This window comes from Streptomyces antioxidans (genome assembly GCF_000968685.2).
Classification (GTDB): domain Bacteria; phylum Actinomycetota; class Actinomycetes; order Streptomycetales; family Streptomycetaceae; genus Streptomyces; species Streptomyces antioxidans.
Map to the genome: position 1 here is coordinate 302,738 of NZ_LAKD02000027.1, position 25,501 is coordinate 328,238.

The window sequence follows — 25,501 nt, forward strand, 5'->3', positions numbered from 1 at the left end:
GGACCCCGCCGTGGCGCCGACCTTGCTCACCGGACAGCTGTCCGCTAAGTTTCAAACACAGCGGACAGCTGTCCGCTTAGGTCCACCTTACCGGCTGAAACGGCCAGTGTGGATGGCCGAAACCGAGCGCCGACCGGCATTGTCCCGCATCCCGTATCCCCGGGACTCCCTCCCTGGGCCCCCGGGCCCCTCCTCCGGACGACTTCAACGCGCCCCACACCCGCGAAAGAAGGCTGATCATGGCCCCATCGACGTCCAGCGTCATCACGCTGACCATCAACGGCGAGAAACACACGCTGCCCGTCGACCACCGCACCACCCTGCTCGACGCCCTGCGGGAGCAGCTTGACCTCACCGGCACCAAGAAGGGCTGCGACCAGGGCCAGTGCGGTGCCTGTACGGTGCTGATCGACGACCGCCGGGCCGTCTCCTGCCTCCAGCTCGCGGTGGCGGCCGAGGGCCGCGAGGTCACCACGATCGAGGGCGTGGCCGAGGGCGACGAGCTGCACCCGGTGCAGCAGGCGTTCCTCGACCTCGACGGCTACCAGTGCGGTTACTGCACCCCCGGGCAGATCTGCTCCGCCCTCGCCGTGCTCGAGGAGCACGCGGCGGGCTGGCCGAGCGCCGCCACCGCCGATGTCCGCCCCGAGGCGGGACCCCCGCCCCTCAGCCCGGACGAGATCCGAGAGCGGATGAGCGGCAACCTGTGCCGCTGCGGCGCCTATGTGTCGATCGTGCAGGCGGTCGCGCGGGCGGCCGAGGCGCGCACCGCAGGGACCGAGGAGGCCCTCGCATGAAGGAGTTCGGCTACCAGCGGGTCCTCGAGGTCTCCGAGGCGGTCTCGGTGCTCGGCGCCGACCCCGACGCGCGGTTCCTCGGCGGCGGCACCAATCTGGTCGATCTGATGAAGACCGGCGTCGAGCGGCCGGCACGCCTCGTCGACGTGCGCGAACTGCCCCTGGACCACATCGAGGTGGCGCCGGACGGGGCCCTGCGCATCGGGGCCACCGTCACCAACAGCGATCTCGCCGCCCACCCCGAGGTGCGGCGCCGCTACCCGGCCCTGGCCCAGGCCGTCCTGGCCGGTGCGTCCGGGCAGCTGCGCAATATGGCCACCGTCGGCGGCAACCTCCTCCAGCGCACCCGCTGCGGCTACTTCACCGATGTGGCCGGGCCCTGCAACAAGCGCCTCCCCGGCAGCGGCTGCCCGGCCATCGAGGGTGAGCACCACAACCACGCGATCTTCGGCGCCTCCGAGCACTGCGTGGCCACCAACCCGTCGGACATGGGGGTCGCGCTCGCCGCCTTCGACGCCGTCGTACGGTACGAAACCGCCGACGGGCCGGGCGAGTTGCCGCTCGCGGACTTCTACCTGCCCGTGGGCGACACCCCGCACCTGGAGACCGCGCTGCCGTCCGGCGCGCTGATCACCGGTGTCACCCTGCCCCCGGCCCCGGTGGCCGCCCACTCCCGCTACCGCAAGGTACGCGAGCGCGCGTCCTACGCCTTCGCGATCGGCTCGATCGCCGCCGCCCTCGACGTCCGGGACGGGGTCGTCCAGGAGGTCCGCCTCGCCCTGGGAGCGGTCTCCTCCCGGCCGTGGCGGGCCCTGGCGGCGGAGCGGGCGCTGACCGGAAGCCCGGCGACCGGCGAGGCGTTCGCCGCCGCCGCGGACGCGGAGCTGGCCGCCGCCGAAACCCTGCCCCACAACGGATACAAGGTGCCGCTGATGCGCAACCTCGTCGTGGCCCTGCTGACCGAACTCACCGAGGAGGCCGCCCGATGACCACGACGACCGGAACCACCACGACGACGGGCGCCTTCGGCACCGCGCGCACCCGCGTGGAGGGCCGGGAGAAGGTCACCGGAGCGGCCCGCTACTCGGGCGACATCCCCCTGCCCGACCTCGCCCACGGCTGGATGGTGCTGTCCACCGTGGCCCGCGGCCGGATCAGCGCGGTCGAGTCCGGGCCGGTCCTCGCCATGCCCGGGGTCCTCGCGGTCATCGACCACGAGAACGCCCCGCGGGTCAACCTGGACTACATGGGCATGATCGGGAAGCCCGACCCGATCCTCGGGGTCTTCCAGAACGACCGCGTCCCCTTCATGGGCTGGCCGGTGGCGCTGGTCCTCGCCGAGCGGCCCGAGCAGGCCAGGGAGGCCGCGGAAGCGCTGGTCGTCCGGTACGACCAGGAGCCGCATGACATCGGCTTCACCTCCGGACACCCGGATGTGTACACCCCTCCGGACTCGCCCTTCGGCCCGGCCGTGGCGACGAAGGGGGACATCGAGGCCGAGCTCGCCGCGTCCGCGTTCGTCGTGGACTCCGAGTACACCACCCCGGAAGAGCACCACAACCCCATGGAGCCGCACGCGGCGACGGCCCACTGGGACGGCGGACGGCTCGAGGTCTTCGACTCCAACCAGGGCAGCACGATGGTGGCCGCCGAGCTCGCGCAGATCTTCTCCCTCGACGCCGAGTCGGTACGGGTGCGGTCCGAGCACGTCGGCGGCGGCTTCGGCTCCAAGACCACCCGTCCGCACCAGGTGGCCGCCGTCATGGCCGCCACCGTCCTCCACCGCCCGGTGCGCGTCGTGATGACCCGCCGCCAGATGTTCTCGACGATCGGCTACCGCAGCCCCACCGCACAGCGGGTCAGGCTGGGCGCCGATGGGTCGGGGCGGCTGCGGGTGCTCGACCACCGGTCCGAGTGCGTCACATCGACCGTCCACGAGTTCATCGAGCGAAGCGCCACGGTGGGCCGCGTGATGTACGACGCCGACGCGCACTACACCAGCGACCGCGTCGTACGGCTGGACGTGCCGACCCCGACCTTCATGCGCGCGCCCGGCGAGGCACCGGGCTCGTTCGCGCTGGAGTGCGCCATGGACGAGCTCGCCGAGCAGACCGGCATCGACCCGATCGAGCTGCGCGTCCGCAATGAACCCGACCGTGGCCCGGTCTCGGGCCTGCCGTTCAGCAGCCGCAATCTGGTCGCCTGCTACGAGGAGGGGTCCCGCAGGTTCGGCTGGGCGGACCGGGACCCCCGTCCGGGAGTGCGCCGTGAGGGGCGGTGGCTGCTCGGAACCGGTGTGGCGGCGGCCAGCTTCCACTCCGGGGCCGGTCCGTCCACGGCGGGCGTGACGGCGGAGGCGGACGGCACCTTCACCGTGCGGATCAACGCGGCGGACATCGGCACCGGTGCCCGGACCGCCATCAACCTGGTCGCCGCGGACGCGCTGGGGGTGGATCCGGAGCGGATCCGGGTGGTCATGGCGGACAGCGACCTCGGCCCTGCGATGCTCGCCGGTGGCTCGATGGGCACCCGCTCCTGGGCGTGGGCGGTGGCGATCGCGGTGAGCGAGCTGCGCGAGCGGCTGGCCCTGGGCGGCGACATCCCGCCCGAGGGGATCACCGCGCGGTCCGACACCACCGAGGCCATCGGCGCACTGGCCAGGAAGGAACGCCACTCCTTCGGTGCCCAGTTCGCCGAGGTGACCGTGGACATCACCAGCGGAGAGGTCCGGGTGCGGCGGATGCTCGGCATCTTCGCGGCGGGCCGCATCGTCAACCCGCTGACCGCGCGCAACCAGCTCGTCGGCGGAATGATCTGGGGCATTTCCATGGCCCTGCACGAGGAGGCGGTCAGGGACCGGGCCTCCGGCGGCCTCGTCTCCCCCGACCTCGCGGGCTACCACTTCGCCGCGAACGCCGATGTGCCGCTCGTCGAGGCGGACTGGGTGGACGACCCGGACCCGGACGACCCGGTCGGCATCAAGGGCGTCGGTGAGATCGGCATCGTGGGCGCCGCGGCGGCGATCTCCAACGCGGTGTGGCACGCCACCGGTGTCCGCCACCGCGACCTGCCGATCCGTCCGGACCGGGTCCTGTCCGCGGGGACGAAGGTGCCGGAGCCCGGCCACGCGGGCTGACGCGTTCGGCGTCGGGAGTTCCACCGTCGAGTGCTCGGCGCGGGCCAGGTTTTCCACCCGGCCTGCGCCGAGCTCGCGCTTCGAGCGACACCGCACCGGCGCCGAGCCGTCGCTTCGCCCCCGCCGCACCGGTGCCGGATACCGCCGATCGGCTGGCGCTGTACGGCGATCCAGTCATCTTCCCGCTCCGCCCGCTCCCCTCCGGCCCCCGGCGGGGAACACTCGCCCCACCTGAGAAGAGCAGAGAGGGCACCGATGAGCGACGACTTCGTACTGGACGTGACCAGGATCCGTAACGACGCCCGCCAGAAGATGGCCGCTGGCCCGGTGACGGACACTTACGGTCTGGACAAGGACCGGGTCATCGGCATCCTCAATGACGTCATCGCGACCGAGGTGGTGTGCTGGCTGCGGTACACCCGCCACGCCATCTCGGCCAGCGGCATCGACCGCGCCCAGGTGTCCGCTGAGTTCACCGAGCACGCGAAGGAGGAGATGCAGCACGCGCTGCGCGCCGCGGAACGCGTCTCCCAGCTCGGCGGCGACCCCGACTTCGACCCCGCCTCGCTGACCCAGCGCGCCCACACCGACTACACCGCCCCGGCCGACAACGACCTCAAGGCGATGCTGGAGAACAATCTGCTCGCCGAGCGCATCGTGATCGCCAGCTATCAGGAGATCATCCGCTGGCTGGGCGAACACGACCCGACCACCCGCCGGCTGATGGAGTCGATCCTGGAGGAAGAGGAGGACCACGCCGACGATCTGGTGGATCTGATGGGCGTCTGACCTCCGCGGTGGGTCGGCCCATGACCGCGCGGTGGCCCCGCTCGCTCTCCTGTCTCATCGTGACCGCCCTGTCCTCTGCCCTGCTCGCCGGGTGCGGGAAGGACGACACCCACGGCCGGAGCTGTTCCGGCCGTGCGGGCAAGGACCTCTCCAGCCGCACCGTGGCCGGTGGCGATCTGTGGCAGAAGAAGCTGCGGTGCGTCAATCTCGAACGGTCCACCCTGACCGGGCTGGTGTCCGAGGCCAATCTGCGCCGCGGCAATCTCTACGCGGCGCGGCTGTCCGGGGTGTCGTTGGAGAACGTCGATCTGCGCGGCGCCGACCTCCGGCGGGTGGACCTCGGCTCCGCCACCCTGTCGCAGGTCGATCTGCGCGGCGCCGATCTGAGCGGCGGCAGGCTCGACAGGGCTCTGCTCACCGACGTCAGCTTCGAGGGCGCGCAGCTGGACGACGTGGAGCTGCGGGCGGCGTCCCTCACCCACGTCGGCCTCAACGGGGCGGATCTGAGGGGCGCCGATCTGGACCGAGCCACGGTGTCCGACTCCGATCTGCGCGGCGCACGGCTGCGGGACGCCGATATTTCGACGACGCGTTGGGAGAACGTCCTCTGTCCGGACGGCTCCCGGTCGAGCGCACGGGTCTCCTGCGCCGACCATCTGGACCGGACGGCGAAAGGGTCCCCGGGTCAGCCTCCCCCGCCGTCGGCCGCCTTGCCGGTCCCGCCCTGAGGGGTCTTCCGCTCGGCGCGGTGGGCCTGCTCGAGGCCTTTCATGTAGGCGTCCAGGTAGTCGGCGTCCGACAGCCGGGCGCAGGGCGCGGGGACGGGGTGGGAGCGGACCGCTCCGCCCTTGTGGGCGGCGGCCCGGTCGGCGATGGCATCGACACAGGCACGGGTGGTCTCGGCCTTCTCTGCAGCGGTCGGGGTGCCGCTCGGTGTGCTCTTGTCGGGCGCGTCAGCGCTGGCGGAACAGCCGGTCAGAAGCAGGGTGATGGCGATGGCTGCCACGGCTTCGGCGGTGCGGGTGCCCATGTTTCTCCCCGGTGCATGGTGGTGGGGTGCATCATGCGGCGCGGGCGCGGCGGGGTGGGAGGGCCATGGACGCCTTGTGATGAAACGGTGACCGAACGGACGTACAGATGAACCCACGTCGGAACCCGGGCAAAGCGACGGCCGGGGCGGTACGCGGCGGACCGGTGGACCCGACCGGACCGGGCACAGGATGTCGGGTCCGGCAGGGTGCTGACTTCCTAACGTGATCAGCGTCAAGGAAGGAGACCGAGGTGCTGGAGCGGCTGAACGAGGCCCTGGACCACATCGAGTCACATCTGGATCAGCGGATCGAGGTGGCCGTGCTGGCGCGGATCGCGATGACATCGGAGTACCACTTCCGGCGGCTGTTCTCCGCGCTGGCGGGGCTCTCGCTGTCGGAGTACATCCGGCGCAGGCGGCTCACCCTCGCGGGGGCCGAGGTGCTCGCCGGGGAGCGGACGCTCCTGGAGATCGCGGTGCGCTACGGCTACGGATCAGGGGAGGCGTTCGCGCGGGCCTTCCGGGCCATGCACGGTGTGGGCCCGGGTGAGGCCCGGCGGGCGGGTGCCTCGCTGAGCTCCCAGCCGCGGATGTCCTTCCGCCTCATCGTCGAAGGGAGCAGCAGTATGCGTTACCGGGTCGTGGAGAAGGAGCGGTTCCAGGTGGTCGGCAAGAAGGTCCGTGTGCCGCTCGTCCACGAGGGGGTGAATCCGGGGATCGCGGAGTTCATCCGGGGGATCGGCCAGGAGACGATACGGCGGATCGCCGCCCTGTCCGATCAGGAGCCGGAGGGGATCCTGGGGGTGAGCGACAACCTGGACCCGAGCCGGGCCGAGGGGACCGAACTCGACTATTACCACGGGGTGGTGACCTCGGCCGACGCACCGGAGGACCTGGACGCGCTCACCGTCCCGGCGGGGACATGGGCCGTGTTCGAGAACTCCGGACCGTTCCCACGGGCGCTCCAGTACCTGTGGCGGGACGTCTTCACGCAGTGGTTCCCGTCCAACCCGTACCAGAGCAGGCCGGGTCCGGAGATCCTGCGCACCCGGCTGTCGCAGGACGGGGCACGGGCGGACGCGGAGCTGTGGATCCCCGTGGAGCGGACCGCGGTCTGACGCTCCGTGGATGATGCGGTCGGCCGCCCGTGCCTGGCCAGGGCGGCCGACCTCATCTCAGCTGCCTCGCGCGGTCCTCAGACGCGCTCCCGCGCGCCGCGGGCCCCTCGTACCAGGCCCGCGATGAGGGCGAGGAAGGGGATGACGCCGAGGACGGCGCTCGCGCCCACACCGACGCCGGTGACGAGGGTGAAGTTGGAGAAGACCAGCCACAGCGCGGTCAGCAGTCCGGCCACGGCGAGCACCGGCGCGATCCGGGTCTGCCAGACCCTGCCCGGGGCGAGCGGGGCGTTGCGGGTGAAGAAGGTGACCACGGCGATGGACGTGATGAGCATGAGCAGGATCATGCCGACCGTCGCCACTCCCGCCATGGAGCCGAAGACGCCCACCAGCGGATCCAGTCCGGCGACCGCGCAGCACACGACCAGGATGAGTGCGGTGACGGTCTGGACGACCGAGGAGACGGATGGGGAGTGGTGGCGGGGATGGACGGCGCCCAGCCGGGTGGGGAGGAGGTCCTTACGGGCGAGGGTGAAGGTGTAGCGGGCGATGACGTTGTGGAAGGACAGCACACAGGCGAAGAGGCTGCTGAGCAGCAGCACCTGCATGACGTCCCGCAGCGCGGTGCCGACGTAGGCCTGGGCGGTGTCCATGAGCATGTTGCCCTGCCCGTCCAGGGTCTTCTGGGCCACGGCCGGGGCGTGATCGGTGCCTGCCGCCAGGACCAGCGCCCAGCAGGACAGCGTGTAGAACCCGCCGATGATCAGGACGGCGAGATAGGTGGCCCGGGGGATGGTCCGCTCCGGGTCGCGGGCCTCGTCCCGGAAGACGGCGGTGGCCTCGAAGCCGATGAATCCGGTGAGGGCGAAGAGCACGGCCACGCCCAGTGGCCCGGAGAACGCCGCGTGCGGGGTGAACGACTCGGCGTTGACACCGTGGGCGCCGCCCCGGGCGAAGATCCCGGCGTCCAGGACGAGCACCACCGCGATCTCCAGGACGAGTGCCACCCCGAGCACCTTGGAGCTGAGGTCGATATGGCGGTAGCCGAGGAAGGCCACGATGGTGAGCGCCGCCAGCGCCCACACCCACCAGGGCAGGGACGGCCCGCCGAAGGTGTGGAGGACATCGTTCACGGCCCATCCCAGATAGCCGTAGACGCCGACCTGGATCGCCGTGTACGCGACGAGCGCGACGGCGGCCGTACCCACTCCGGCGCGGTCTCCCAGGCCACGGGTGGCGTACGCGTAGAACGCTCCGGCCTGCGGAACGTGGGGCGTCATGGTGACGAAGCCGACCGCGAACACCAGCAGGACTAGCGAGGCGAGGGCGAAGCCGACGGGGGCTCCGGCGCCGGGGCCGCCGGCGATGGCGAGCGGGACGTTGCCGCCGACCACGGTGAGGGGCGCGGCGGCGGCGATCACCATGAAGACGATGGCACCGGTGCCGAGCCGCCCCGAGAGGTTCGTCCGGGTGGGTTGCGGGGTGGATGTGTGCACTTCGGGGTCGGTCAGCATGACGGGTCCTTGGTGGCGCGGGCGGACGGGGTGAAGAGGTCTGGCCGGAGATCGGCCAGATAGGGATTGGCCTTGCGCGCTGTCCGGACCGTGTGCGGTTCCACGGTGGCGAAGAGCAGCCGGTTGCCGTGTTCGACGCTGTCCAGCACGGTCGCCGACGGGCTCACGATGGAGCTGCGGCCGACGTAGCGCAGTGAACCCTCGTCGCCGTCATGGTTGACGTAGGCGATGTAGATCTGGTTTTCCCAGGCGCGCACCCTCAGCAGGTGCTCGGCGATGAACTCGTACGGTTGCATCTGGGCGGTCGGGACCGCGACCAGGTCCGCACCGGCGAGTGCGGCGGCCCGTACGTTCTCGGGGAACTCCACGTCGTAGCAGATCAGCATCGCGATCCGGACGCCCGCGTGGTCGATGACGGGGGCGGTACGGTCGCCCGGTGTGAAGTACCTGCGGTCGAGTTCGCCGAAGAGGTGGGTCTTGCGGTGGCGGCCGAGGATCGCTCCGGCCGGGTCGATGAAGAAGGCGCTGTTGTAGTAGGCGCCGTCGTCGTGCTCGGGGGCTCCGAGGACGAGCGCGATGCCGTGGGCGGCGGCGATCTCGCGGGCCGGGGAGAGCAGATCGGTGCGGGCCAGGTCCCGGACGGTGTCGCCGATGTCGTAGCCGGTGATGAACAGCTCGGTGGTGATCAGGAGTTCGGCGCCTTCGGCACCGGCCCGGCGGCACGCCGCGTCCAGCTCGCGGAGGTTGGCGTCGACGTCGCCGGGCGTTCCCGCCGTCTGCAGTCCGGAGATCTTCATCAGTGCCTTCGGCAGTGGGTGTCCAGGGGTGAATGCGAGCCATGAAAACATGCTCACTTTGATCAGATAAACCCTCGGAGGTTACGGTTCCGCAAAGCGGCGGCCCCCGTACCAGGACCGCGGGGAGGCCGCGGGGCGGGATGCCTACGCTGAGGGAATGGCGACCCAGGAACCGTCCGGCGCACCGAGCGCACTGACCAGCAGCGCCCTCGCCGCGATCCGCCGCACCAGCGCGGTCGACACCGTACGGGCCCGGATCTCACTGGCGGTGGACCTGGGCCTGCTGGCGCCCGGCGAGCGGCTGCCCAATGTCCGGGCCACGGCGGCGGCGCTCGGGGTCGGTGAGATCACCGTCCGCCGGGCCCTTGGCACCCTGGAGCGCGAGGGCGTCGTCCAGCGGCGCCCGGGGCGTACGGGCGGCACCTTCATCGCGGAACGGCCGCGCCGCCGCACCGTGGCACAGGTGGCCGCGTACCGGGAGGACAGCGAGCGGGTGCACCGGCTCATCGACGAGCGCATCGTGCTGGAGGCCGGTTTCGCGCATCTGGCCGCCGAGCGGCTGGACCACCCGGGGCTCGACCGGCTCGACGAGTGCGTCCGAGAGATGGACGCGGCCGGGAGCTGGGCCGAGTTCCACGCCAGCGACAAGCGGTTCCACCTGGCCCTCGCCGAGGGCGCCGGGCTGCCCACCGCGCTGGCGATGTACGAGCGGGTCTGCGGAGAGCTGTACGCGTACTTCCTGCCGTATCCGCTGGACTACCTCCGCGGCAGCAACGAGCAGCACAAGGCCATCAGGGCGGCGCTCGCCGCGCGGGACGCCGCCTCGGCGGCCGCCCTCCTCAGGGACCACGTGGCCGAGCTGCACCACTCGATGTACGTCGGCCTCGCGGAGAGCGCCGAGCGGAGCGGGGACGGCTGCCCCGGGGCCACCGGCATCAGTGGCCGAGCCCATCCGTGAGCGAGTCCGTCTGTGGGCGAGTCCGTCTGTGGGCGAGTCCATGTGTGGCTGACTCCACAGCTCGCATCGTGAGACCGGGGTCCAGTTCTTGAAAACCGGACCATACCCTGGAGTGCATGTCCGCACCCGCCCATCTGCTCTGTCTCGCGCTGTTCGCGAGCTCGGCGTGGTGCGTCGACGACGGCCTCTGTCGCCGCTGAGCCGGAACCAGCCGGTTTCCCCGACCGCCCGCCGCCGCCCTGGCGCCATGCCGCCCGGCCGGACCCTCCCGCCCAGCGTCATCCCCTCTCCCCCGTCTCCGGAGCCCGCCCGTGACCACCGCCCCGCCCGCCGATGCGGCGAAGACCGCCGCACTGCTGTCCCCCTCCCCCACCTCCGTACCGCGGCCGGAGGCGCCCGCCGCCCCGCCGGTGCGGCCGGTGCCGCTCGCCGTGTCCGGGCTGCTCGCCACGGCGCTGACCGCGTACGTATGGTCCGCCCACGGAGCCAAGCCCGGTGTCCTGCTGCTGCTCGGCCTCGCCCTGGGCGTGGCCCTCTTCCACTCCCGGTTCGGCTTCACCTCCGCCTGGCAGCAGCTGGTGGCCGTCGGCAACGGCACCGGGCTGCGCGCCCACGCCCTGCTGCTCGGCACGACGGCCACGCTGTTCGCCCTGCTCATCGGCACGAAGACCGGACTGTTCGGGTCCGTGCCCGCGCCCTCGGGCGGACCGCTGGGGCTCGGGCTGCTGATCGGCTCGTTCCTCTTCGCCATCGGCATGCAGCTCGGTGGGGCCTGCGCCTCCGGCACCCTCTTCGCGGTCGGCTCGGGGCAGACGTCGATCGTGCTCACGCTCGGCGGCTTCATCGGCGGGGCCACCCTCGCCGCCTGGCAGTTCGACCTGTGGAAGGACCTGCCCTCGCTGGAGCCGGTCGTCATGGCGGACCACATCGGCTGGTTCGGCTCCTGGGCGGTGACCATCCTCGTGCTCGCGGCCATCGTCCTGGTCAGCCGTAGCGTCCAGGCCCGCCGCAACCCGCCGCCGACCGGCCCGGTGCCCTCCGCGCGCGGAGCCGCCGCCCGGGTGCTGCGCGGCTCCTGGCCGCTGGCGGTCGGCGCGCTGGCGCTGGCCGTACTGGGCGCCGGTGTACTGCTCGTCTCCGGTGGCGCATGGGGCGTCACCAGTGCCTTCAGCCTGTGGGGCGCGGAGCTGGTACGCGCGCTCGGCGGCCACCCGGAGAGCTGGAGCTGGTGGCAGCAGCCCGGGAACAAGGAGATGCTCGCGGGGCCCGTACTCGCCGACAAGACCAGCCTCACCGACATCGGCATCATGGTCGGCGCGGCGGTCGCCGCGGCGCTCGGCGGCACCTGGACCCTGCACCGCGGTGTGCCGTGGCGTACGGCCACCGCGGCGGTGCTCGGCGGGGCGCTGATGGGCATCGGTGCCCGGCTGGCGGGCGGCTGCAACATCGGCGCCTACCTCGCGGGCATCGCCTCCGGCAGCCTCCACGGCTGGGTCTGGGGTGCCTTCGCGCTCCTCGGCACCTGGGCCGGGCTGAAGCTCCGGCCGCTCTTCGGGCTCGGGAATCCGAAGCCGGGCGACGGCATCTGCTGACGGCGGCGGGCCGGGAGTGGTTCATGGCCGACGACCGACGACACGGCCGCTGACCTCATGGGCGAGGAGCCGCGTCCGCGCCCCGTACGGGGAGGGCGCTGCCCGAGGGCAGCGCCCTCCCTCAGCGCCCGGCCCGGCGGGCACTCCTCCGGCGGACGCGCGGGCGCATCGCCTTGCGGGCGTCGATGGCCACGACCTCGAAGGTGTCCACGGTGCGGTTCACCCGGCCGAAGAGGTTGTCGGGGCCCGCGACGCAGACCTTGGTGATGCCCTGCTCCCGCATCGTGTCCACCATGTCCGGCCAGCGGATCGGGCGGTTGAAGGTGTCGAGCAGCATGGTGCGCACACCGTCCGCGTCGGTCAGCAGCTCCCCGCTCTGGTCGGCGACGACAGGGAGCTTGGGATCGGCCACCTCGAAACCGCCGATGACCTCCTCCTCCGCCTTGCGGCGCAGGGCGCCGAACGCGGGGGCGTGCACGGGCGGCCACATCGTGTACATGTTGTATCCGCCGAGCTCGCCGATCCGCTTCTTGAACCGGTCGAGCACGGGCTCGCGCAGCGACACCAGGTAGAAGCCCTGGTCGATATAGCCGGAGACGTCGTGCCACTCCCCCTCGGCGTCCAGTTCGGCCAGCGCCTCCCGAAGCCGCTCCTCGGGGGTGTGGATCACGCAGTGGGTGACCGCCTCACGGTGCTCCTGCCGGAAGTACTCCTCCTCGCAGCGCGCCAGCTCGGCGGTGAGCCGCACGGTCTCCTCGAACGGCAGGGACCCCGCGTAGGTCACCGCGGCCCGCTGGCCGAAGCTCGGTCCCGCACACAGTTCGGGCCGCTCGCCCAGTGTCTCCTCGGCCCAGTCGGCGAGGGAGAGACAGACGGTCAGGAAGGCGATCTGGGTGTGCGCGGCGTACTGCGCCTCCTCGTCGGCGTCCGACTGGCGGTACCGGTCGAACACGGAGTACCCCACCACCTCGTCGGCGATCGCGAGCCGCCGCCGGGCATGGGGGTTGGTCAGCAGGAACTCGCCCACGTCGGTGAAGCGGAAGGGCCCCATTCCGGGGAAGACCACCGCCGTGCGGCTGATCTGCGGGTCCGTCATGCCTTCGCTCCCGGCGCCAGGTCGAGGGCCAGCTGCTCGAGCTGTCGTTTGTCGGGCTTGCCGTTGCGGTTCAGGGGGAATCGCTCCAGGACGTGAATGCGGTTGGGGTGCTCGAAGTCGGGCAGCAGGGAGGTGATCGGGTCCCGCCAGTGCCGCGGCTCCCGCTGCTGCTCGTCCTCGACGAAGAAGAGGAGCTGGCAGCCGCGCTGTTCATCGGGGACGGGGACGACCTTGGCCAGGCAGCCGCCCGCGGCCAGCTTGTGCTCGATGATCTCGGGGTAGAGCGTGTGGCCGTTGCGGTGCACCGCGGCCTTCCTACCGAGGACGAAGAGGTTGTCCCCGCCGTCGAGATAGCCGAAGTCGCCGGTGGGGTACCAGTCGGTCCTGGCCGGGTCGACGGGCGCGACCGTGCCGTCCTCCGCCAGGTAGCCCTCCATCAGGTCGGGCGAGTGGACCTGGATCTCCCCGACCTCGCCGGAGGTGAGCACGGCGCCCTCGTCGTCGACGATCCGCAGCTCCAGGCCCTCGACGGCCCGCCCGCAGGCGACCACGTTGTCCTCGGTCGCGAAGGCCACGTTCCCGGCCTCGGTGCTGCCGTAGCTGTCCAGCAGCGGCAGTCCGAACCGCTTGACGTAGTCGGCGACCAGCCCGGGGTCCAGCGGGGCCGCCCCGCTGCAGAACATGCGGACACCGGAGAGCTCGTCCGCCAGGGCGGGCTTGCGGCCGATCATGTTGAGCATGCTGCGGTAGCTGGCCGGGGTGGCGTCGACCACCGTGGCCCCGCAGGTGCCCGCCATGGTCATCGCCCGGTCCAGCCGCCGGTAGGGCGCGATGACCAGCGAGCACTTGACCAGCCAGGCGATGAGCACCATGGACAGCCCGTACTGGTGGGAGAAGGGCAGCAGCGGCAGCAGGACGTCATCGGGGCGGTGGCCCACCTGCTCGGCGTTGCGCTCCAGGTTCTTCAGGAACTTCGCGCCGGTCTTGACGACGCCCTTGGGCTCCCCGGTGGACCCGGAGGACCACATGATCAGGCCGTCGGGCAGCTCGCACCAGGCGTCGAGGGACAGCCGCCGCTCGGCGGGGGTCTGTTCCGTGGACGCCACCAGCAGCTCGTAGACGGTGACCCGGGCCGGGCCGCTCTCGGGCATCGGGGTGTCGTCGTCGACCACGCAGATCTTGACCCCGGCCCGGTCGCAGATGCGCTGTGTCGCCTCCGCCCGCTCCTGGTGGTCGACCATGACGATCGACGCGCCGGTGTGCATCAGGGCGAGGAGGGCCCCGACATAGCCGACGGAGTTGCCCGCCTTCAGCAGGACCCGGGTGCCGTCGCTGACTCCGCGCTCGCGGAGCGCTTCGGCGATGGCCAGGGCCCTCTGTTCGAACTCGGGAAGCGAATGCACCGCTTCCGTCGCAAAGACCTTTGCGGTCATCGGGTTTCACTGAGCCTTTCTTCTTCTTGAAGTCTCTTGGGTGAGAGCCACCCGCGACGCCGACGCTCTGCGGGACGTGGGCCCAGGCCGGCGAGTCCCCCCGGAGGTCTCCGGGGGGACTCGCGGACCGTCAGGTGTCGAGATCCCCGAGCATCATGTCGATCAGGTCGTCGTCGTCCATCGCGTCGATGGAGTCCGTCTCCTTCTCCTCGGTGTCCTTCTCGGTCTGCTCCTTGCCGCTCGCCAGCTCGGTGAGCGTGTCGAGCAGACCGGCGCGGCGCAGCCGCTCCAGCGGAATCGACGTCAGAAGGGCACGGATCCTGGCCTCTTCCGGATCGACGTCCGGCTCGGCCGGGCCGTCCGTCGCCACCCGGCCGCGCAGATACTCGGCGAGCGCCGCGGGCGTGGGGTTGTCGAAGATCAGCGTGGACGGGAGGCGGAGCCCGGTGGCCGAGTTCAGCCGGTTGCGGAACTCCACGCCCGCCAGTGAGTCGAAGCCGAGGTTCTGGAAGGAGCGGTCGGGCTCGATGGACTGGGCGCCGCTGTGCCCCAGGACCATCGCCGCGCTGCCGCGCACCAGGTCGAGCAGCGCCCGGTCGAGCTCGGCTCCGGACAGACCGGCCAGCTGTACCTTGGCCGATTCGGGAGCGGCCGCCTTCCCGTCGGCCGCCGCCTTGCTCCGCGCCCGGACCACACCGCGCAGCAGGGTGGGAATGTCGGTCTGGCCGCTGAGCGCCGAGGTCTCCAGCCGCATCGGCACGAGCAGGGCGTCCTCGCTGGTGCCGCCGGCGTCCAGCAGCCGCAGACCGCCCGCCATGGACAGGGCCGCCATGCCCTCGCGCGCCATGCGCACCATGTCCGCCTGGCTGAGGGTGCCGGTCATGCCACCGGCCTGCTCCCACGGGCCCCAGGCCAGGGAGACCGCCGGGAGGCCGAGGCCGCGACGGTGTGCGGCGAGCGCGTCCAGGAACGCGTTGGCGGCGGCGTAGTTGCCCTGACCCGGGCTGCCGAACACACCGGCGACGGAGGAGAACATCACGAACTCCGCAAGGTCCAGCTCCCGCGTCAGCTCATGCAGGTTCCACGCCGCGTCGACCTTCGGCTCGAAGACCGCGTCGATCCGCTTCGGCGACAGGGTGTCGATGACACCGTCGTCGAGTACGCCCGCCGCGTGCACGACCGCGGTCAGCGGGTGGTCGGCGGGTATGCCGGACAGCACCCGCTCCAGCGCGGCGCGGTCGGCCGCGTCGCAGGCCGCAAGCGTCACCGACGCGCCCGCCTCGGCCAGTTCGGCCTTGAGGTCGGCGGCGCCCTCCGCGTCCGGTCCCCGCCGGGAGACCAGGACCAGGTGGCGCACTCCGCGCTCGGCCACCAGGTGGCGCGCCACCTCGCGGCCCAGACCGCCGGTGCCGCCGGTCACCAGCACCGAACCCCCGGGGTTCAGGGCGTGGGGCATGGTGAACACGTTCTTGCCGATGTGCCGGGCCTGGCTGATGTACCGCACCGCGTCCGGGGCCCGGCGCACATCCCACGCCGTGACCGGGAGGGGGTGCAGCGCGCCGCGTTCGAAGAGCTCGACCAGCTCGACCAGCATCCGCTGGACCCAGTCGTAGTCGGCCACGACCAGGTCGTACGCGGTGTACTTCACCCCGGGGTGGTCCTGGGCGACGACCTCGGGGTCGCGTACGTCGATCTTGCCCATCTCCAGGAACCGCCCGCCCCTGGGCATCAGCCGCAGGGTGGCGTCGACGAACTCACGGGCGAGCGAGTCCAGCACCATGTCCATGCCCCGGCCCTCGGTGGCCGCCATGAAGCGCCGCTCGAACTCCAGGTCACGGGAGGAGGCGATGTGCTTCTCGTCGAATCCCATCGCCCGCAGGGTGTCCCACTTGCCGGGGCTGGCCGTGGCGTACACCTCGGCGCCGAGGTGGCGGGCGAGCTGCACGGCCGCCATGCCCACACCGCCGGTGGCGGTGTGCACCAGGATGGACTCGCCCGCCCGCAGCTTGCCGAGCTCCACCAGACCGATGTAGGCGGTCAGGAAGACCACCGGCACCGAGGCGCCCTGCGCGAACGTCCAGCCGCGCGGCATGCGGACGATCTGCCGCCGGTCGGCGACCGCGATGGGCCCGAACGAGGCGTTGATCATGCCCATCACCCGGTCACCGGGGGCCAGGTCGGTCACGCCCGGGCCGACCTCCAGGACCACACCGGCGCCCTCGCCGCCCATGGTGGCGTGGTCGTCGGGGTACATCCCGATGGCGATCAGCGCGTCACGGAAGTTCAGACCGGCGGCGCGCACCGCGATCCTCACGTAACCGGGGGCCAGTGGCGCCTCCGCCGCCGGGTCGGGCAGCAGCGAGAGATTGTCCAGGGTGCCGCCGCCGGTGGTGCCGAGCTTCCACGCCGAGGCGCCCGCGGGGGTCTCGAGCACCCGCCCGGCGGCGTTCCTGGCGAGCCGGGGGACCAGCCCCTGGCCCGCGCGGATCGCCACCTCGCGCTCGCCCGCCGCGATCGCGGCCGTCACCACACCGGCGGCCGCGGTGGCCGACTCGGCGTGGCGGTCGATGTCCACCAGCTGGATCCGGCCCGGGTTCTCCGTGGCCGCCGAGCGCAGCAGTCCCCAGACGGCGGCGTTGGACAGTCCGGCGACGCCCTCGCCCGGGCCCGTCGCGACCGCGTCCCTGGTGACGACGACCAGCCGGGACCCGTCGAACCGGTCCTCCGCGAGCCAGGACTGCGCCAGGGCCAGCGCCCGGTGGGCCGATGTGCGGGCGGCCTCGGCGAGATCGCCGACGTCCGGTCCGGTGCCGCACCAGGCCCAGACCACGTCCGGCACCGCACCGCCCTCATCGACGGCGGCGAGGAGCGCGTCCACTCCGGTGTACTCGGTGTGGACGACGGCGGAGGCGGTGAGCAGTTCGGCCACCCGCGCCCGGTCGGCGCCGATCACCGCCGTGGAGGCTCCGTCCACGGCGGGGGTGGCGCCGCGCGCGGCGGCGAGCACGTCCCAGTTGGCCCGGAACAGCGTGCCGTCGCCACCGTTGCCGCGCGGTCCCGAGGCGAACCGTTCGGCCGCCACCTCGCGCACCACCAGCGACTCCACCGAGGCGACGGGAGCGCCCGTGGCGTCGGTCACCAGCAGCGCGACCGTGTCCTTGCCCTGCGGGCGCAGCCGCACCCGCACCCGTCCGGCGCCCACCGCGTGCAGGGTCACCCCGGTGAAGGAGAACGGCAGCGTCACGCGCCCGCCCTCGCCGCCGAAGTCGCCCATCTCCATCGCGTGCAGGGCGGCGTCGAGCAGGGCGGGGTGCAGACCGAACCGTCCGGCCTCCTGGGCGGCCGAGTCCGGCAGCGCCACCTCGGCGTAGACCTCGCCGTCCAGCCGCCAGACCGACTCCAGCCCCTGGAAGACCGGCCCATATCCGTAACCGACCTGGGCCAGGCCCTCGTAGAAGCCCTCCATCGGCACCGGCTCGGCGCCCGGGACGGGCCACTGCAGCAGGCTGTCGGTGGCCGCGGCGGCACTGTCGGCCTCGAGGACGCCCTGGGCGTGCCGCACCCACTCCTCCCCCGGCTCATCGCTGTCGGAGCGCGAGTACACGCCGAGGGGCCGTACGCCGGACTCGTCGGCGGGGCCGACCACGAGCTGGACGCGGACGCCCCCCTGCTCCGGCAGCAGGAGCGGGGTCTCCAGGGTGAGTTCGCCGAGCCGCCCCGCCCCGGTCTCGGTGCCCGCGAGCAGACCGAGTTCCACGAAGCCGGTGCCGGGGAAGAGCACTCCACCGGCCACGGCGTGGTCGGCGAGCCACGGGTGGGTCTGCAGCGACAGGCGCCCGGTCAGCACCGTACGGTCGCCCTCGGCCAGTTCGGTGAGGCCGCCGAGCAGCGGGTGGTCCACCCTGCCGAGGCCGACGCTCCGGGCGTCGCCGGTCACGGCGGCACCCGACTCGAGCCAGTACCGCTTGTGCTGGAAGGCGTAGGTCGGCAGGGCCACCCGGCGGGCGCCGCGCCCGGAGTACACCGCGTCCCAGTCCACGCCGACGCCGTTCGCGTACAGGGTGGCGACCGCCTCCGCCAGCGTCTGGGCCTCGGCGCGCCCGGAGCGGGCCAGGGGCACGAAGGCCGCGTCGGCGCCGACGGCGTCCAGGCAGTCCTGGCCCATCGCGGTCAGCACGGCGTCGGGGCCGAGCTCCACGCAGGTGGTCACGCCCTGGTCGGCGAGTTGCCGCATGCCGTCGTCGAAGCGGACCGCCTCGCGAACGTGGCGGACCCAGTACTCGGAGGTGGCCAGCTCGGCGCCCGCGACCTCGCCGCTGACGTTGGAGATGACCGGGATGGCCGGGGCCGAGTACTCCAGGCAGGCGGCGATCTGGCCGAACTCCTCCAGCATGGCGTCCATCCGGGGGGAGTGGAACGCGTGGCTGACCCGCAGCCGCTTGGTCTTGCGGCCCTGGGCCTCCCAGTGGGCCGCGAGTTCGAGTACGGCGTCCTCGTCGCCGGAGAGCACCACCGAGGTGGGGCCGTTGAGCGCCGCCAGCGACACCTGGTCCTCGCGGCCCTCCAGGCTTTCGGCCACCTCCTGCTCGGACGCCTGGACGGCCACCATGGCGCCGCCCTCGGGCAGTTCCTGCATCAGCCGTCCGCGGGCCGCCACCAGGGCGCACGCGTCCTCCAGGGACAGCACCCCGGCGACGTGGGCCGCGGCGATCTCGCCCACCGAGTGACCCATCAGGAAGTCGGGGCGGATGCCCCAGGACTCCAGCAGCCGGAACAGGGCCACCTCGAAGGCGAACAGCCCGGCCTGGGTGAACATCGTCCGGTTGAGCTGGTCACCGGTCGCGGCCGTGTGGTCATCACCGGCCGCGGCCTCGTCGCCGTCCTCGGGTCCGAAGACCACGTCCAGCACGGAGGTCCCGAGGCGCACCTCGAGGTAGTCACACGCCTCGTCGAACACATCGGCGAAGACCGGGTAGGTCGCGTAGAGCTCACGGCCCATGCCCAGCCGCTGGGCGCCCTGGCCGGTGAACAGGAACGCCACCCGCTGCGCCGTGGACCGGCCCAGCACCAGGCCCGGTGAGTCGGTCTCCTCGGCGAGCGCGGCGAGTCCGCGCAGCAGCCCCTCACGGTCGGCGGCCACCACCACGCCCCGGTGCTCGAGCGCGGCACGCGTCACGGCGGAGGACCATCCGACGTCGACCGGCCGGGCGTCGGGGTGGCGCACCACATGCTCGCGCAGCCGTGCGGCCTGCGCCCGCAGCGCCTCCTCGCTCCTGGCGGACACCAGCCACGACACGGGCTGGGCGGCGGTGTCCGCGTCGGCGTCACCGTCCGTGGTGGGTGCGGGTTCCGGCGGCGGGGCCTGCTCGATGATGGCGTGCGCGTTGGTGCCGCTCATGCCGAACGAGGAGACACCGGCACGGCGTGGCCGCCCGGTCTCCGGCCAGGCGCGCTGCTCGGCGAGCAGCGCCACCCCGCCCGACGACCAGTCCACGTGCGGGGTGGGCACCTCCACGTGGAGCGTCTTGGGCAGGACGCCGTGGCGCATGGCCATCACCATCTTGATGATGGCGCCCGCACCGGCCGCCGCCTGGGTGTGGCCGATGTTCGACTTGAGGGAGCCCAGCCACACCGGGTCCCCCTCGGGGCGGCTCTCGCCGTAGGTGGCGATCAGCGCCTGCGCCTCGATGGGGTCGCCGAGCGAGGTTCCGGTGCCGTGCGCCTCGATCACGTCGATCTGGTCCGCGGCCAGTTCGGCGTTGGCCAGCGCCTGGCGGATGACCCGCTGCTGGGAACGGCCGTTGGGGGCCGTCAGACCGTTGCTGGCGCCGTCCTGGTTGACGGCGGAGCCGCGTACGATCGCCAGCACCTCGTGGCCGTTGCGCCGGGCGTCCGAAAGCCGCTCCACCAGGAGGACTCCGACGCCCTCGGCCCATGACGTGCCGTCGGCCTCGGCGCCGAACGCCTTGCAGCGCCCGTTGGAGGAGAGTCCGCGCTGGCGGCTGAAGAGGATGAAGTCACCCGGGGTGGGCATCGTGGCGACACCGGTGGCGAGCGCCAGATCGCACTCCCCCTGGCGCAGCGAGTGCGCCGCCTGGTGCAGGGAGACCAGCGACGAGGAGCACGCGGTGTCCACGGTCCACGCCGGGCCCTCGAAGCCGAAGGTGTAGGCGATGCGCCCGGAGGCGACGCTGCCCGCGATACCGGTCAGCGCATAGCCCTCGAGGCCGCTCTTGGTGCTCTGCAGATGGGGACCGTAGTCGTGGTGCTCGGCGCCGGTGAAGACGGCGGTCCTGCTCCCCCGCAGCTTGGTCACATCGATACCGGCCCGCTCGAAGACCTCCCAGCTGGTCTCCAGCAGCAGCCGCTGCTGTGGGTCCATGGCGAGGGCTTCGCGCGGCGATATGCCGAAGAACTCCGCGTCGAACTCGGGGGCGTCATGGATGAATCCGCCCTCGGTCGCGTAGCTGGTGCCGGGCTGGTCCGGGTCCGGGCTGTAGAGCGCCTCCAGGTCCCAGCCCCGGTCGGTGGGGAACGGGGTGATGGCGTCCACGCCCTCGGAGACGACCTTCCACAGGTCCTCGGGGCTGTTGACGCCTCCGGGGAAGCGGCAGCTCATCCCGACGATCGCGATGGGATCGTCGGAGCCCACGACGGCACGCGCGGGGGCGGTGTCGTCCGTGGCGACGGGGAACATCTGCCGGTGGAGGTGGTCCACCAGCTCGCTGGGCGTCGGGTAGTCATAGGCGAGCGACACCTCGAGGGTGAGCCCGGTGGCCGCCACCAGTCCGCGGTGCAGATTGACCGCCGCGAGCGAGTCAAGACCCAGGTCGAGGAAGGAGCTCTCGGCGTCGAGGGTGCGCGGTGACTCGGACCGCAGCGCCGCGGCGACGTGTGCGCGCACCAGGTCGAACAGGACCCTGCGCCGTTCGAGGTCCGGCAGTTCCCTGAAGTCCGGACCGACTGACGGCAGTTCGGGGCTGTCGTCACGATCCGGCCCAGCCTGCACGTTGGACTCTCCCGAGTCGCTGGACCCGTTCACCATGGTGCTCACCTAACTCCTGCCTTGTGGAAGACCCTGCGTCAAAGCTGTGTGTGCCGCGCCGATCTCGGCTTCGGCGTGGGGCGCCCGCCCGCGGGCCATCGGGGCGGGCGGGCGCGTGCTGCGCTAGAGGGTGGCCACCCAGTCCTCGATGGCCCGTGCGGTGGTGCCCGCCTGCTTCTCCATCATCGTGAAGTGGGTTCCGGGCACGTCGATCGTGGCGTCGGCCGGCCAGTCCGCCTGCCAGCTCGACGCGTCCGGGGCCACCTCGCCCATCGGTTCCGCCGCCCGGACGAGAAGGCTGGGCACCGCGCTCTCCGGCGGCTTCCACCCCTCGAACAGATGGAGGTACCAGCCCATGGCGGACATCCGGACGCCCTCCATGGAGACCAGGGCCTCCCGCTCGTACATCTCGTCCAGCATGGCGTCCTCGAACTGGCCGATGCTCGCGCTGTACGGCAGGTAGGTGTCCAGCAGGACGACTCCCGCGGGCGGTGTGCCCTGGCTCTCCAGAGCGGCGGCCACCGAGTGGGCGATCATTCCTCCGGCCGACGAGCCGAGAAGGACGACCGGGGCGCCGTCGGCGTATTCGGCGACGATCCGGGCCTGGAAGCGGAACAGCGCCTCCGGGGTGGCCGGAAGGCTCTCGCCCTCGACGAACCCCACGGCGGGCAGGGCCGCGACGTCCCGGCCGCCCCGGAAGGGGGCGGCGAGCTGTGCGTACTGGTGGACACCGCCCAGCGCCATATACGAGGAGAAGCACATCAGCTTGAGGGATTCGGCTCCCCGGGAGAGCCGTACGGGCCTGATGTTCCCCTCGAAGTCGGCCGGGTCCTCGAAGGTGGGCCGCAGCCGCGCGGCGTTCACCAGCAGATCCATCCCGACCTTGGTCTTGCCCTGTGCCGCCGCCTCCCGGAACAGGGAGCCGAGGGTGTCGGGCGCGTCCGCCCGTGCCGCCGCGGACGCCTCGGCGGGCGCGGGTGAGGCGGCGCGGGCGGCGGCCGGAGCGGCCGGGGCCGACGGCTCCTGGAGCTGGCGGCCTGGCGCGGGAGCGGAGGCGACCCCGGCCGCGATCCGGGGCCGCAGATGGGCCACCAGCTCCGTGGGGCTCGGGAAGTCGAAGACCACCGTGGTGTTCAGCTTCAGGCCGGTGACGGCGGCCAGCTGGTTGCGGAACTCCACCGCCGTCAGGGAGTTGAAGCCCATCTCCATGAACTCGTGGCCGGTGTCCACGTCTTGGGGCGACCCGAACCCGAGCACCGCGGCGGCGAGGGTACGCACCAGTTCCAGCAGCGCCTCCCCGGTCTCGGCCTCCGACAGCCCGGCCAGCCGCTGCCGCAGCTGGGCGGACTGGTCGCCCGCCTCGGACACCGCCGCACCGGCCGCACGGCGGACGGGGGAATCCGGGACGACGGCACGGAACACCGCGGGCAGCGCGGCGCCCTGGGCGCGCAGCGCGCCCAGGTCCAGCCGGGTGGGGATCACCACGGCCTCGCCGGAGGTGACGCCCGCGTCGAACAGCTCCAGGCCCTCCTCGGAGGAGAGCGGCACCAGACCGGAGCGCGACACCCGCCGCAGATCCCCCTGCTCCAGGTGCCGGGTCATGCCGCTGGCCTGGGCCCACAGGCCCCACGCCAGCGAGACGCCGGGCAGCCCCTGGGCGCGGCGCCATGAGGCGAGGCCGTCCAGGAACACGTTCGCCGACGCGTAGTTGCTCTGCCCGGCGGCGCCGAGCACCCCGGCGGCCGACGAGAACAGGACGAACGCCGACAGGTCCATCCCCGCCGTCAGCTCGTGCAGGTTCCACGCCGCGTCCACCTTGGCGCGCAGCACCGCGCTCACCCGCTCCGGCGTCAGCGAGGCGAACAGCCCGTCGTCGAGCACCCCGGCGGCGTGCACCACGGCACTGGGCGCGAAGTCGTCCGGCAGCCCCGACAGCACGGCGGCGAGCGCCTTGCGGTCGGCGGCGTCACACGCCTCGATCAGTACCTCGGCACCGGCGGCCGTCAGCTCGGCCCGGGTCCCCGCGGCGCCCTCGGCCTCCGCGCCACGGCGGGAGAGCAGCACCAGCTTCCGCACACCGTGCCGGGTGACCAGATGCCGGGCCACCAGGCCGCCCAGCACCCCCGTGCCACCGGTGAGCAGCACCGCGCCGGAACCGAACACCTCCGATCCGGGGGCGTCGCCCGGGGGCAGCGCACGGCCCAGGCGTGGCACACGGACCTCGCCGGAGCGCACCACCACCTGCTCCTCGCCGGAGGCCACCACCCCGGCGAGCAGCGGCGCCGACCGCTGGACGTCGTCGGTGTCGACCAGCACCACCCGGCCCGGGTTCTCCGACTGCGCCGAGCGCACCAGACCCCATACGGCCGCGCCCGCCAGGTCCTCCACCCCGTCACCGGTGTCCACGGCGCCCTGTGTCACCAACACCAGCCGGGTGTCCGCGAACCGCTCGTCCGCCACCCACGACTGGACGGCCTCCAGCGCCTCGGCGACCCGCGCGTGCACCTCGTCCACCACGCCCTGGCCGCCCGAGACGACCGGCAGCACCACCATGCCGGGCATGAGCGTGCCCGCCGCCACGGCGTCGCCGAGCGCCACCGGGTCCGTGTACACATCGGCGGTGCCACCGGACGCCTCCAGGGCGGCGCCCACGCCGAGGCGGTCGTCGCCCAGCACCGCCGACCAGCCCGCGGCCACGCCCTCGGCGGGCTTGGCCGCGTCGGCCGTCCACTCCATGCGGAACAGCGCGTCACCGGCGGCGCGGCCCGCGTTGCGCAGCGCGTCGGCCTGCATCGGCCGCAGCACGAGGGAGTCGACGGAGGCCACCGGGCGGCCCGAGGTGTCGGCGATCGCCAGGGACACCGCCTGCCGCCCGTCCGGGATCACCCGCACGCGCAGCGCGCCCGCGCCGGCGGCGTCCAGGGAGAAGCCCCGCCACGAGAACGGCAGCAGGGTGCCCGCGCTCGGCGCGTCCTCGCCCCCGCGTGCCGCGTTGCCCACGCCGATGGCGTGGAGTGCCGCGTCGAACAGGGCCGGGTGCAGACCGAAGTACTTCGCGGTGCCGAGCTGGTCCTCGGACAGCTCCACATCGGCGAACACCGCGTCACCGCGCCGCCAGGCGCGCTTCAGCCCCTGGAACGCCGGGCCGTAGCGCAGCCCGTGCTCGGCGGCGTGCTCGTACCCGCCGGAGACGTCGACCGGCTTGGAGCCGCCCGGCGGCCACTTGGCGAAGTCGAACGAGGCCGCCGGGCCGGGCGGGGTCAGCACACCGTGGGCGTGCCGCACCCACGGCTGTCCCAGGTCGGCCCGGTCGTCGGCCGACTCGTTCCGCGAGTAGACGCTCACCTCACGCTGGCCGAGGGCGTCGGCCTCACCCACCTCGACCTGGATCTGGACGCCGCCGCGCCCGGGCACCACCAGGGGCGCCTCGAGGACCAGCTCCTCGACCCGGCCGCAGCCCACCTGGTCGCCCGCCTGGACGGCCATCTCCACGAAGGCCGTGCCGGGCACCAGCGCCACTCCGTGCACCGCGTGGTCGGCGAGCCAGGCGTGGGTGGCGAGCGACAGCCGCCCGCTCAGCAGCACTCCGCCGCCGCCCGCCAGCGAGACCACGGCGCCCAGCAGGGGGTGCCACACCGGTCCGAGGCCCACCGAGCCGACGTCACCGATGGCCGCCGTGGAGTCGAGCCAGTAGCGCTGGCGCTGGAAGGCGTAGGTGGGGAGGTCCACCCGCCGCGCACCGCGACCGGAGAAGACCCGCTCCCAGTCGACCGTGGCGCCGTGGAGGTGGAGTTCGGTGACGGCGGCGGTCAGCGCCCGGGGCTCCGGCCGGTCCTCGCGCAGCACCGGCGCCAGCACCGGGCCGCCGGTGGCACGTTCGGACCGCTCGGTCAGGCAGTCCTGGGCCATGGCCGACAGCACGGCGTCCGGGCCGACCTCCAGGAAGGTGTGCACCTCCTGCGCCTCGAGGCTGCGCACTCCGTCCGCGAAGCGCACGGCCGCGCGCACGTGCCGCACCCAGTAGTCGGGGGTGCGGACCTCGGCCTCCGTGGCGAGTGCCCCGGTGACGTTGGAGACGAAGGGGATGGCCGGCGGGGCGAACGAGAGCCCTTCGACGATCTCGCGGAAGTCGTCCAGCATCGCGTCCATGCGTGGGGAGTGAAAGGCGTGGCTCACCTTTAGGCGCCGGGTCTTAC

At 72.6% G+C, this 25,501-nt stretch carries 15 protein-coding genes; 8 read left to right on the forward strand and 7 right to left on the reverse strand.

All coding sequences use genetic code 11. The annotated features are described in order from the left end of the window. Nucleotides 1–239 precede the first annotated feature (239 nt). The 5 genes from VT50_RS11520 to VT50_RS11540 all read left to right on the forward strand — a co-directional run bounded on the left by VT50_RS11520 (nucleotide 240) and on the right by VT50_RS11540 (nucleotide 5,450). On the forward strand, nucleotides 240–797 hold the full coding sequence (locus VT50_RS11520) for a (2Fe-2S)-binding protein (protein WP_046089474.1): 558 nt from the start codon (nucleotides 240–242) through the stop codon (nucleotides 795–797). Then, on the forward strand, nucleotides 794–1,786 hold the full coding sequence (locus VT50_RS11525; RefSeq protein WP_046089473.1) for an FAD binding domain-containing protein: 993 nt from the start codon (nucleotides 794–796) through the stop codon (nucleotides 1,784–1,786). The genes VT50_RS11520 and VT50_RS11525 overlap by 4 nt, the downstream gene beginning before the upstream one ends. Continuing rightward, nucleotides 1,783–3,933, forward strand: a complete 2,151-nt coding sequence (locus VT50_RS11530) for a xanthine dehydrogenase family protein molybdopterin-binding subunit (protein WP_046089472.1) — start codon at nucleotides 1,783–1,785, stop codon at nucleotides 3,931–3,933. The genes VT50_RS11525 and VT50_RS11530 overlap by 4 nt, the downstream gene beginning before the upstream one ends. Nucleotides 3,934–4,188: 255 nt before the next feature. Further along, nucleotides 4,189–4,722 carry a ferritin-like domain-containing protein gene (locus VT50_RS11535; RefSeq protein WP_046089471.1) on the forward strand — a complete coding sequence of 178 codons (534 nt, stop codon included), beginning with the start codon at nucleotides 4,189–4,191 and terminating at the stop codon, nucleotides 4,720–4,722. 20 nt (nucleotides 4,723–4,742) lie between these two features. Beyond that, entirely contained in the window at nucleotides 4,743–5,450 is a 708-nt protein-coding gene (locus VT50_RS11540) for a pentapeptide repeat-containing protein (protein WP_053048770.1), read from the forward strand. Here the strand turns inward: VT50_RS11540 and VT50_RS11545 are convergent. Continuing rightward, nucleotides 5,408–5,752, reverse strand: a complete 345-nt coding sequence (locus VT50_RS11545) for a hypothetical protein (RefSeq protein WP_046089470.1) — start codon at nucleotides 5,750–5,752, stop codon at nucleotides 5,408–5,410. The two genes, VT50_RS11540 and VT50_RS11545, sit on opposite strands and share 43 nt — an antisense overlap. A 251-nt stretch (nucleotides 5,753–6,003) precedes the next feature. Between VT50_RS11545 and VT50_RS11550 the strand changes: the two genes are divergently transcribed. Then, complete coding sequence (locus tag VT50_RS11550; protein ID WP_046089469.1) at nucleotides 6,004–6,870, forward strand: AraC family transcriptional regulator; 867 nt, start codon at nucleotides 6,004–6,006, stop codon at nucleotides 6,868–6,870. 77 nt (nucleotides 6,871–6,947) lie between these two features. Here VT50_RS11550 and VT50_RS11555 read toward each other — a convergent pair whose 3' ends face one another. Both VT50_RS11555 and VT50_RS11560 read right to left on the reverse strand, forming a co-directional pair. After that, nucleotides 6,948–8,384, reverse strand: a complete 1,437-nt coding sequence (locus VT50_RS11555) for an APC family permease (protein ID WP_046089468.1) — start codon at nucleotides 8,382–8,384, stop codon at nucleotides 6,948–6,950. Next, entirely contained in the window at nucleotides 8,378–9,181 is an 804-nt protein-coding gene (locus tag VT50_RS11560) for a carbon-nitrogen hydrolase family protein (RefSeq protein ID WP_046089467.1), read from the reverse strand. The genes VT50_RS11555 and VT50_RS11560 overlap by 7 nt, the downstream gene beginning before the upstream one ends. Before the next feature lie 157 nt (nucleotides 9,182–9,338). Between VT50_RS11560 and VT50_RS11565 the strand changes: the two genes are divergently transcribed. Next, nucleotides 9,339–10,139, forward strand: a complete 801-nt coding sequence (locus VT50_RS11565) for a FadR/GntR family transcriptional regulator (protein WP_046089466.1) — start codon at nucleotides 9,339–9,341, stop codon at nucleotides 10,137–10,139. A gap of 311 nt (nucleotides 10,140–10,450) precedes the next feature. After that, nucleotides 10,451–11,731, forward strand: a complete 1,281-nt coding sequence (locus VT50_RS11570) for a YeeE/YedE family protein (protein WP_046089516.1) — start codon at nucleotides 10,451–10,453, stop codon at nucleotides 11,729–11,731. 121 nt (nucleotides 11,732–11,852) lie between these two features. On the opposite strand, the gene VT50_RS11575 is transcribed toward VT50_RS11570, so the two are convergent. From VT50_RS11575 to VT50_RS11590, 4 genes are all read right to left on the reverse strand, one after another. Further along, nucleotides 11,853–12,827, reverse strand: a complete 975-nt coding sequence (locus tag VT50_RS11575; RefSeq protein WP_046089515.1) for an ACP S-malonyltransferase — start codon at nucleotides 12,825–12,827, stop codon at nucleotides 11,853–11,855. Beyond that, nucleotides 12,824–14,260: a class I adenylate-forming enzyme family protein gene (locus tag VT50_RS11580; protein ID WP_046089514.1), complete on the reverse strand. Its 1,437-nt coding sequence runs from the start codon at nucleotides 14,258–14,260 to the stop codon at nucleotides 12,824–12,826. Before VT50_RS11580 ends, VT50_RS11575 begins: the two co-directional genes overlap by 4 nt. A 130-nt stretch (nucleotides 14,261–14,390) precedes the next feature. Next, nucleotides 14,391–21,305: a type I polyketide synthase gene (locus tag VT50_RS11585; RefSeq protein WP_046089518.1), complete on the reverse strand. Its 6,915-nt coding sequence runs from the start codon at nucleotides 21,303–21,305 to the stop codon at nucleotides 14,391–14,393. A 123-nt stretch (nucleotides 21,306–21,428) separates the two neighbouring features. Beyond that, nucleotides 21,429–25,501: SDR family NAD(P)-dependent oxidoreductase (locus VT50_RS11590; protein WP_476713990.1), on the reverse strand; the 4,073-nt coding region annotated here is incomplete at its 5' end.

Excerpts from the sequence above, each read along its gene's own strand:
- VT50_RS11535 (WP_046089471.1), top strand. The coding sequence starts at position 4,189 with ATGAGCGACGACTTCGTACTGGACGTGACCAGGATCCGTAACGACGCC.
- VT50_RS11560 (WP_046089467.1), bottom strand. The coding sequence starts at position 9,181 with ATGAAGATCTCCGGACTGCAGACGGCGGGAACGCCCGGCGACGTCGAC.
- VT50_RS11530 (WP_046089472.1), top strand. The coding sequence starts at position 1,783 with ATGACCACGACGACCGGAACCACCACGACGACGGGCGCCTTCGGCACC.
- VT50_RS11580 (WP_046089514.1), bottom strand. The coding sequence starts at position 14,260 with ATGACCGCAAAGGTCTTTGCGACGGAAGCGGTGCATTCGCTTCCCGAG.
- VT50_RS11565 (WP_046089466.1), top strand. The coding sequence starts at position 9,339 with ATGGCGACCCAGGAACCGTCCGGCGCACCGAGCGCACTGACCAGCAGC.
- VT50_RS11525 (WP_046089473.1), top strand. The coding sequence starts at position 794 with ATGAAGGAGTTCGGCTACCAGCGGGTCCTCGAGGTCTCCGAGGCGGTC.
- VT50_RS11555 (WP_046089468.1), bottom strand. The coding sequence starts at position 8,384 with ATGCTGACCGACCCCGAAGTGCACACATCCACCCCGCAACCCACCCGG.
- VT50_RS11545 (WP_046089470.1), bottom strand. The coding sequence starts at position 5,752 with ATGGGCACCCGCACCGCCGAAGCCGTGGCAGCCATCGCCATCACCCTG.
- VT50_RS11540 (WP_053048770.1), top strand. The coding sequence starts at position 4,743 with ATGACCGCGCGGTGGCCCCGCTCGCTCTCCTGTCTCATCGTGACCGCC.
- VT50_RS11585 (WP_046089518.1), bottom strand. The coding sequence starts at position 21,305 with ATGGTGAACGGGTCCAGCGACTCGGGAGAGTCCAACGTGCAGGCTGGG.
- VT50_RS11575 (WP_046089515.1), bottom strand. The coding sequence starts at position 12,827 with ATGACGGACCCGCAGATCAGCCGCACGGCGGTGGTCTTCCCCGGAATG.
- VT50_RS11520 (WP_046089474.1), top strand. The coding sequence starts at position 240 with ATGGCCCCATCGACGTCCAGCGTCATCACGCTGACCATCAACGGCGAG.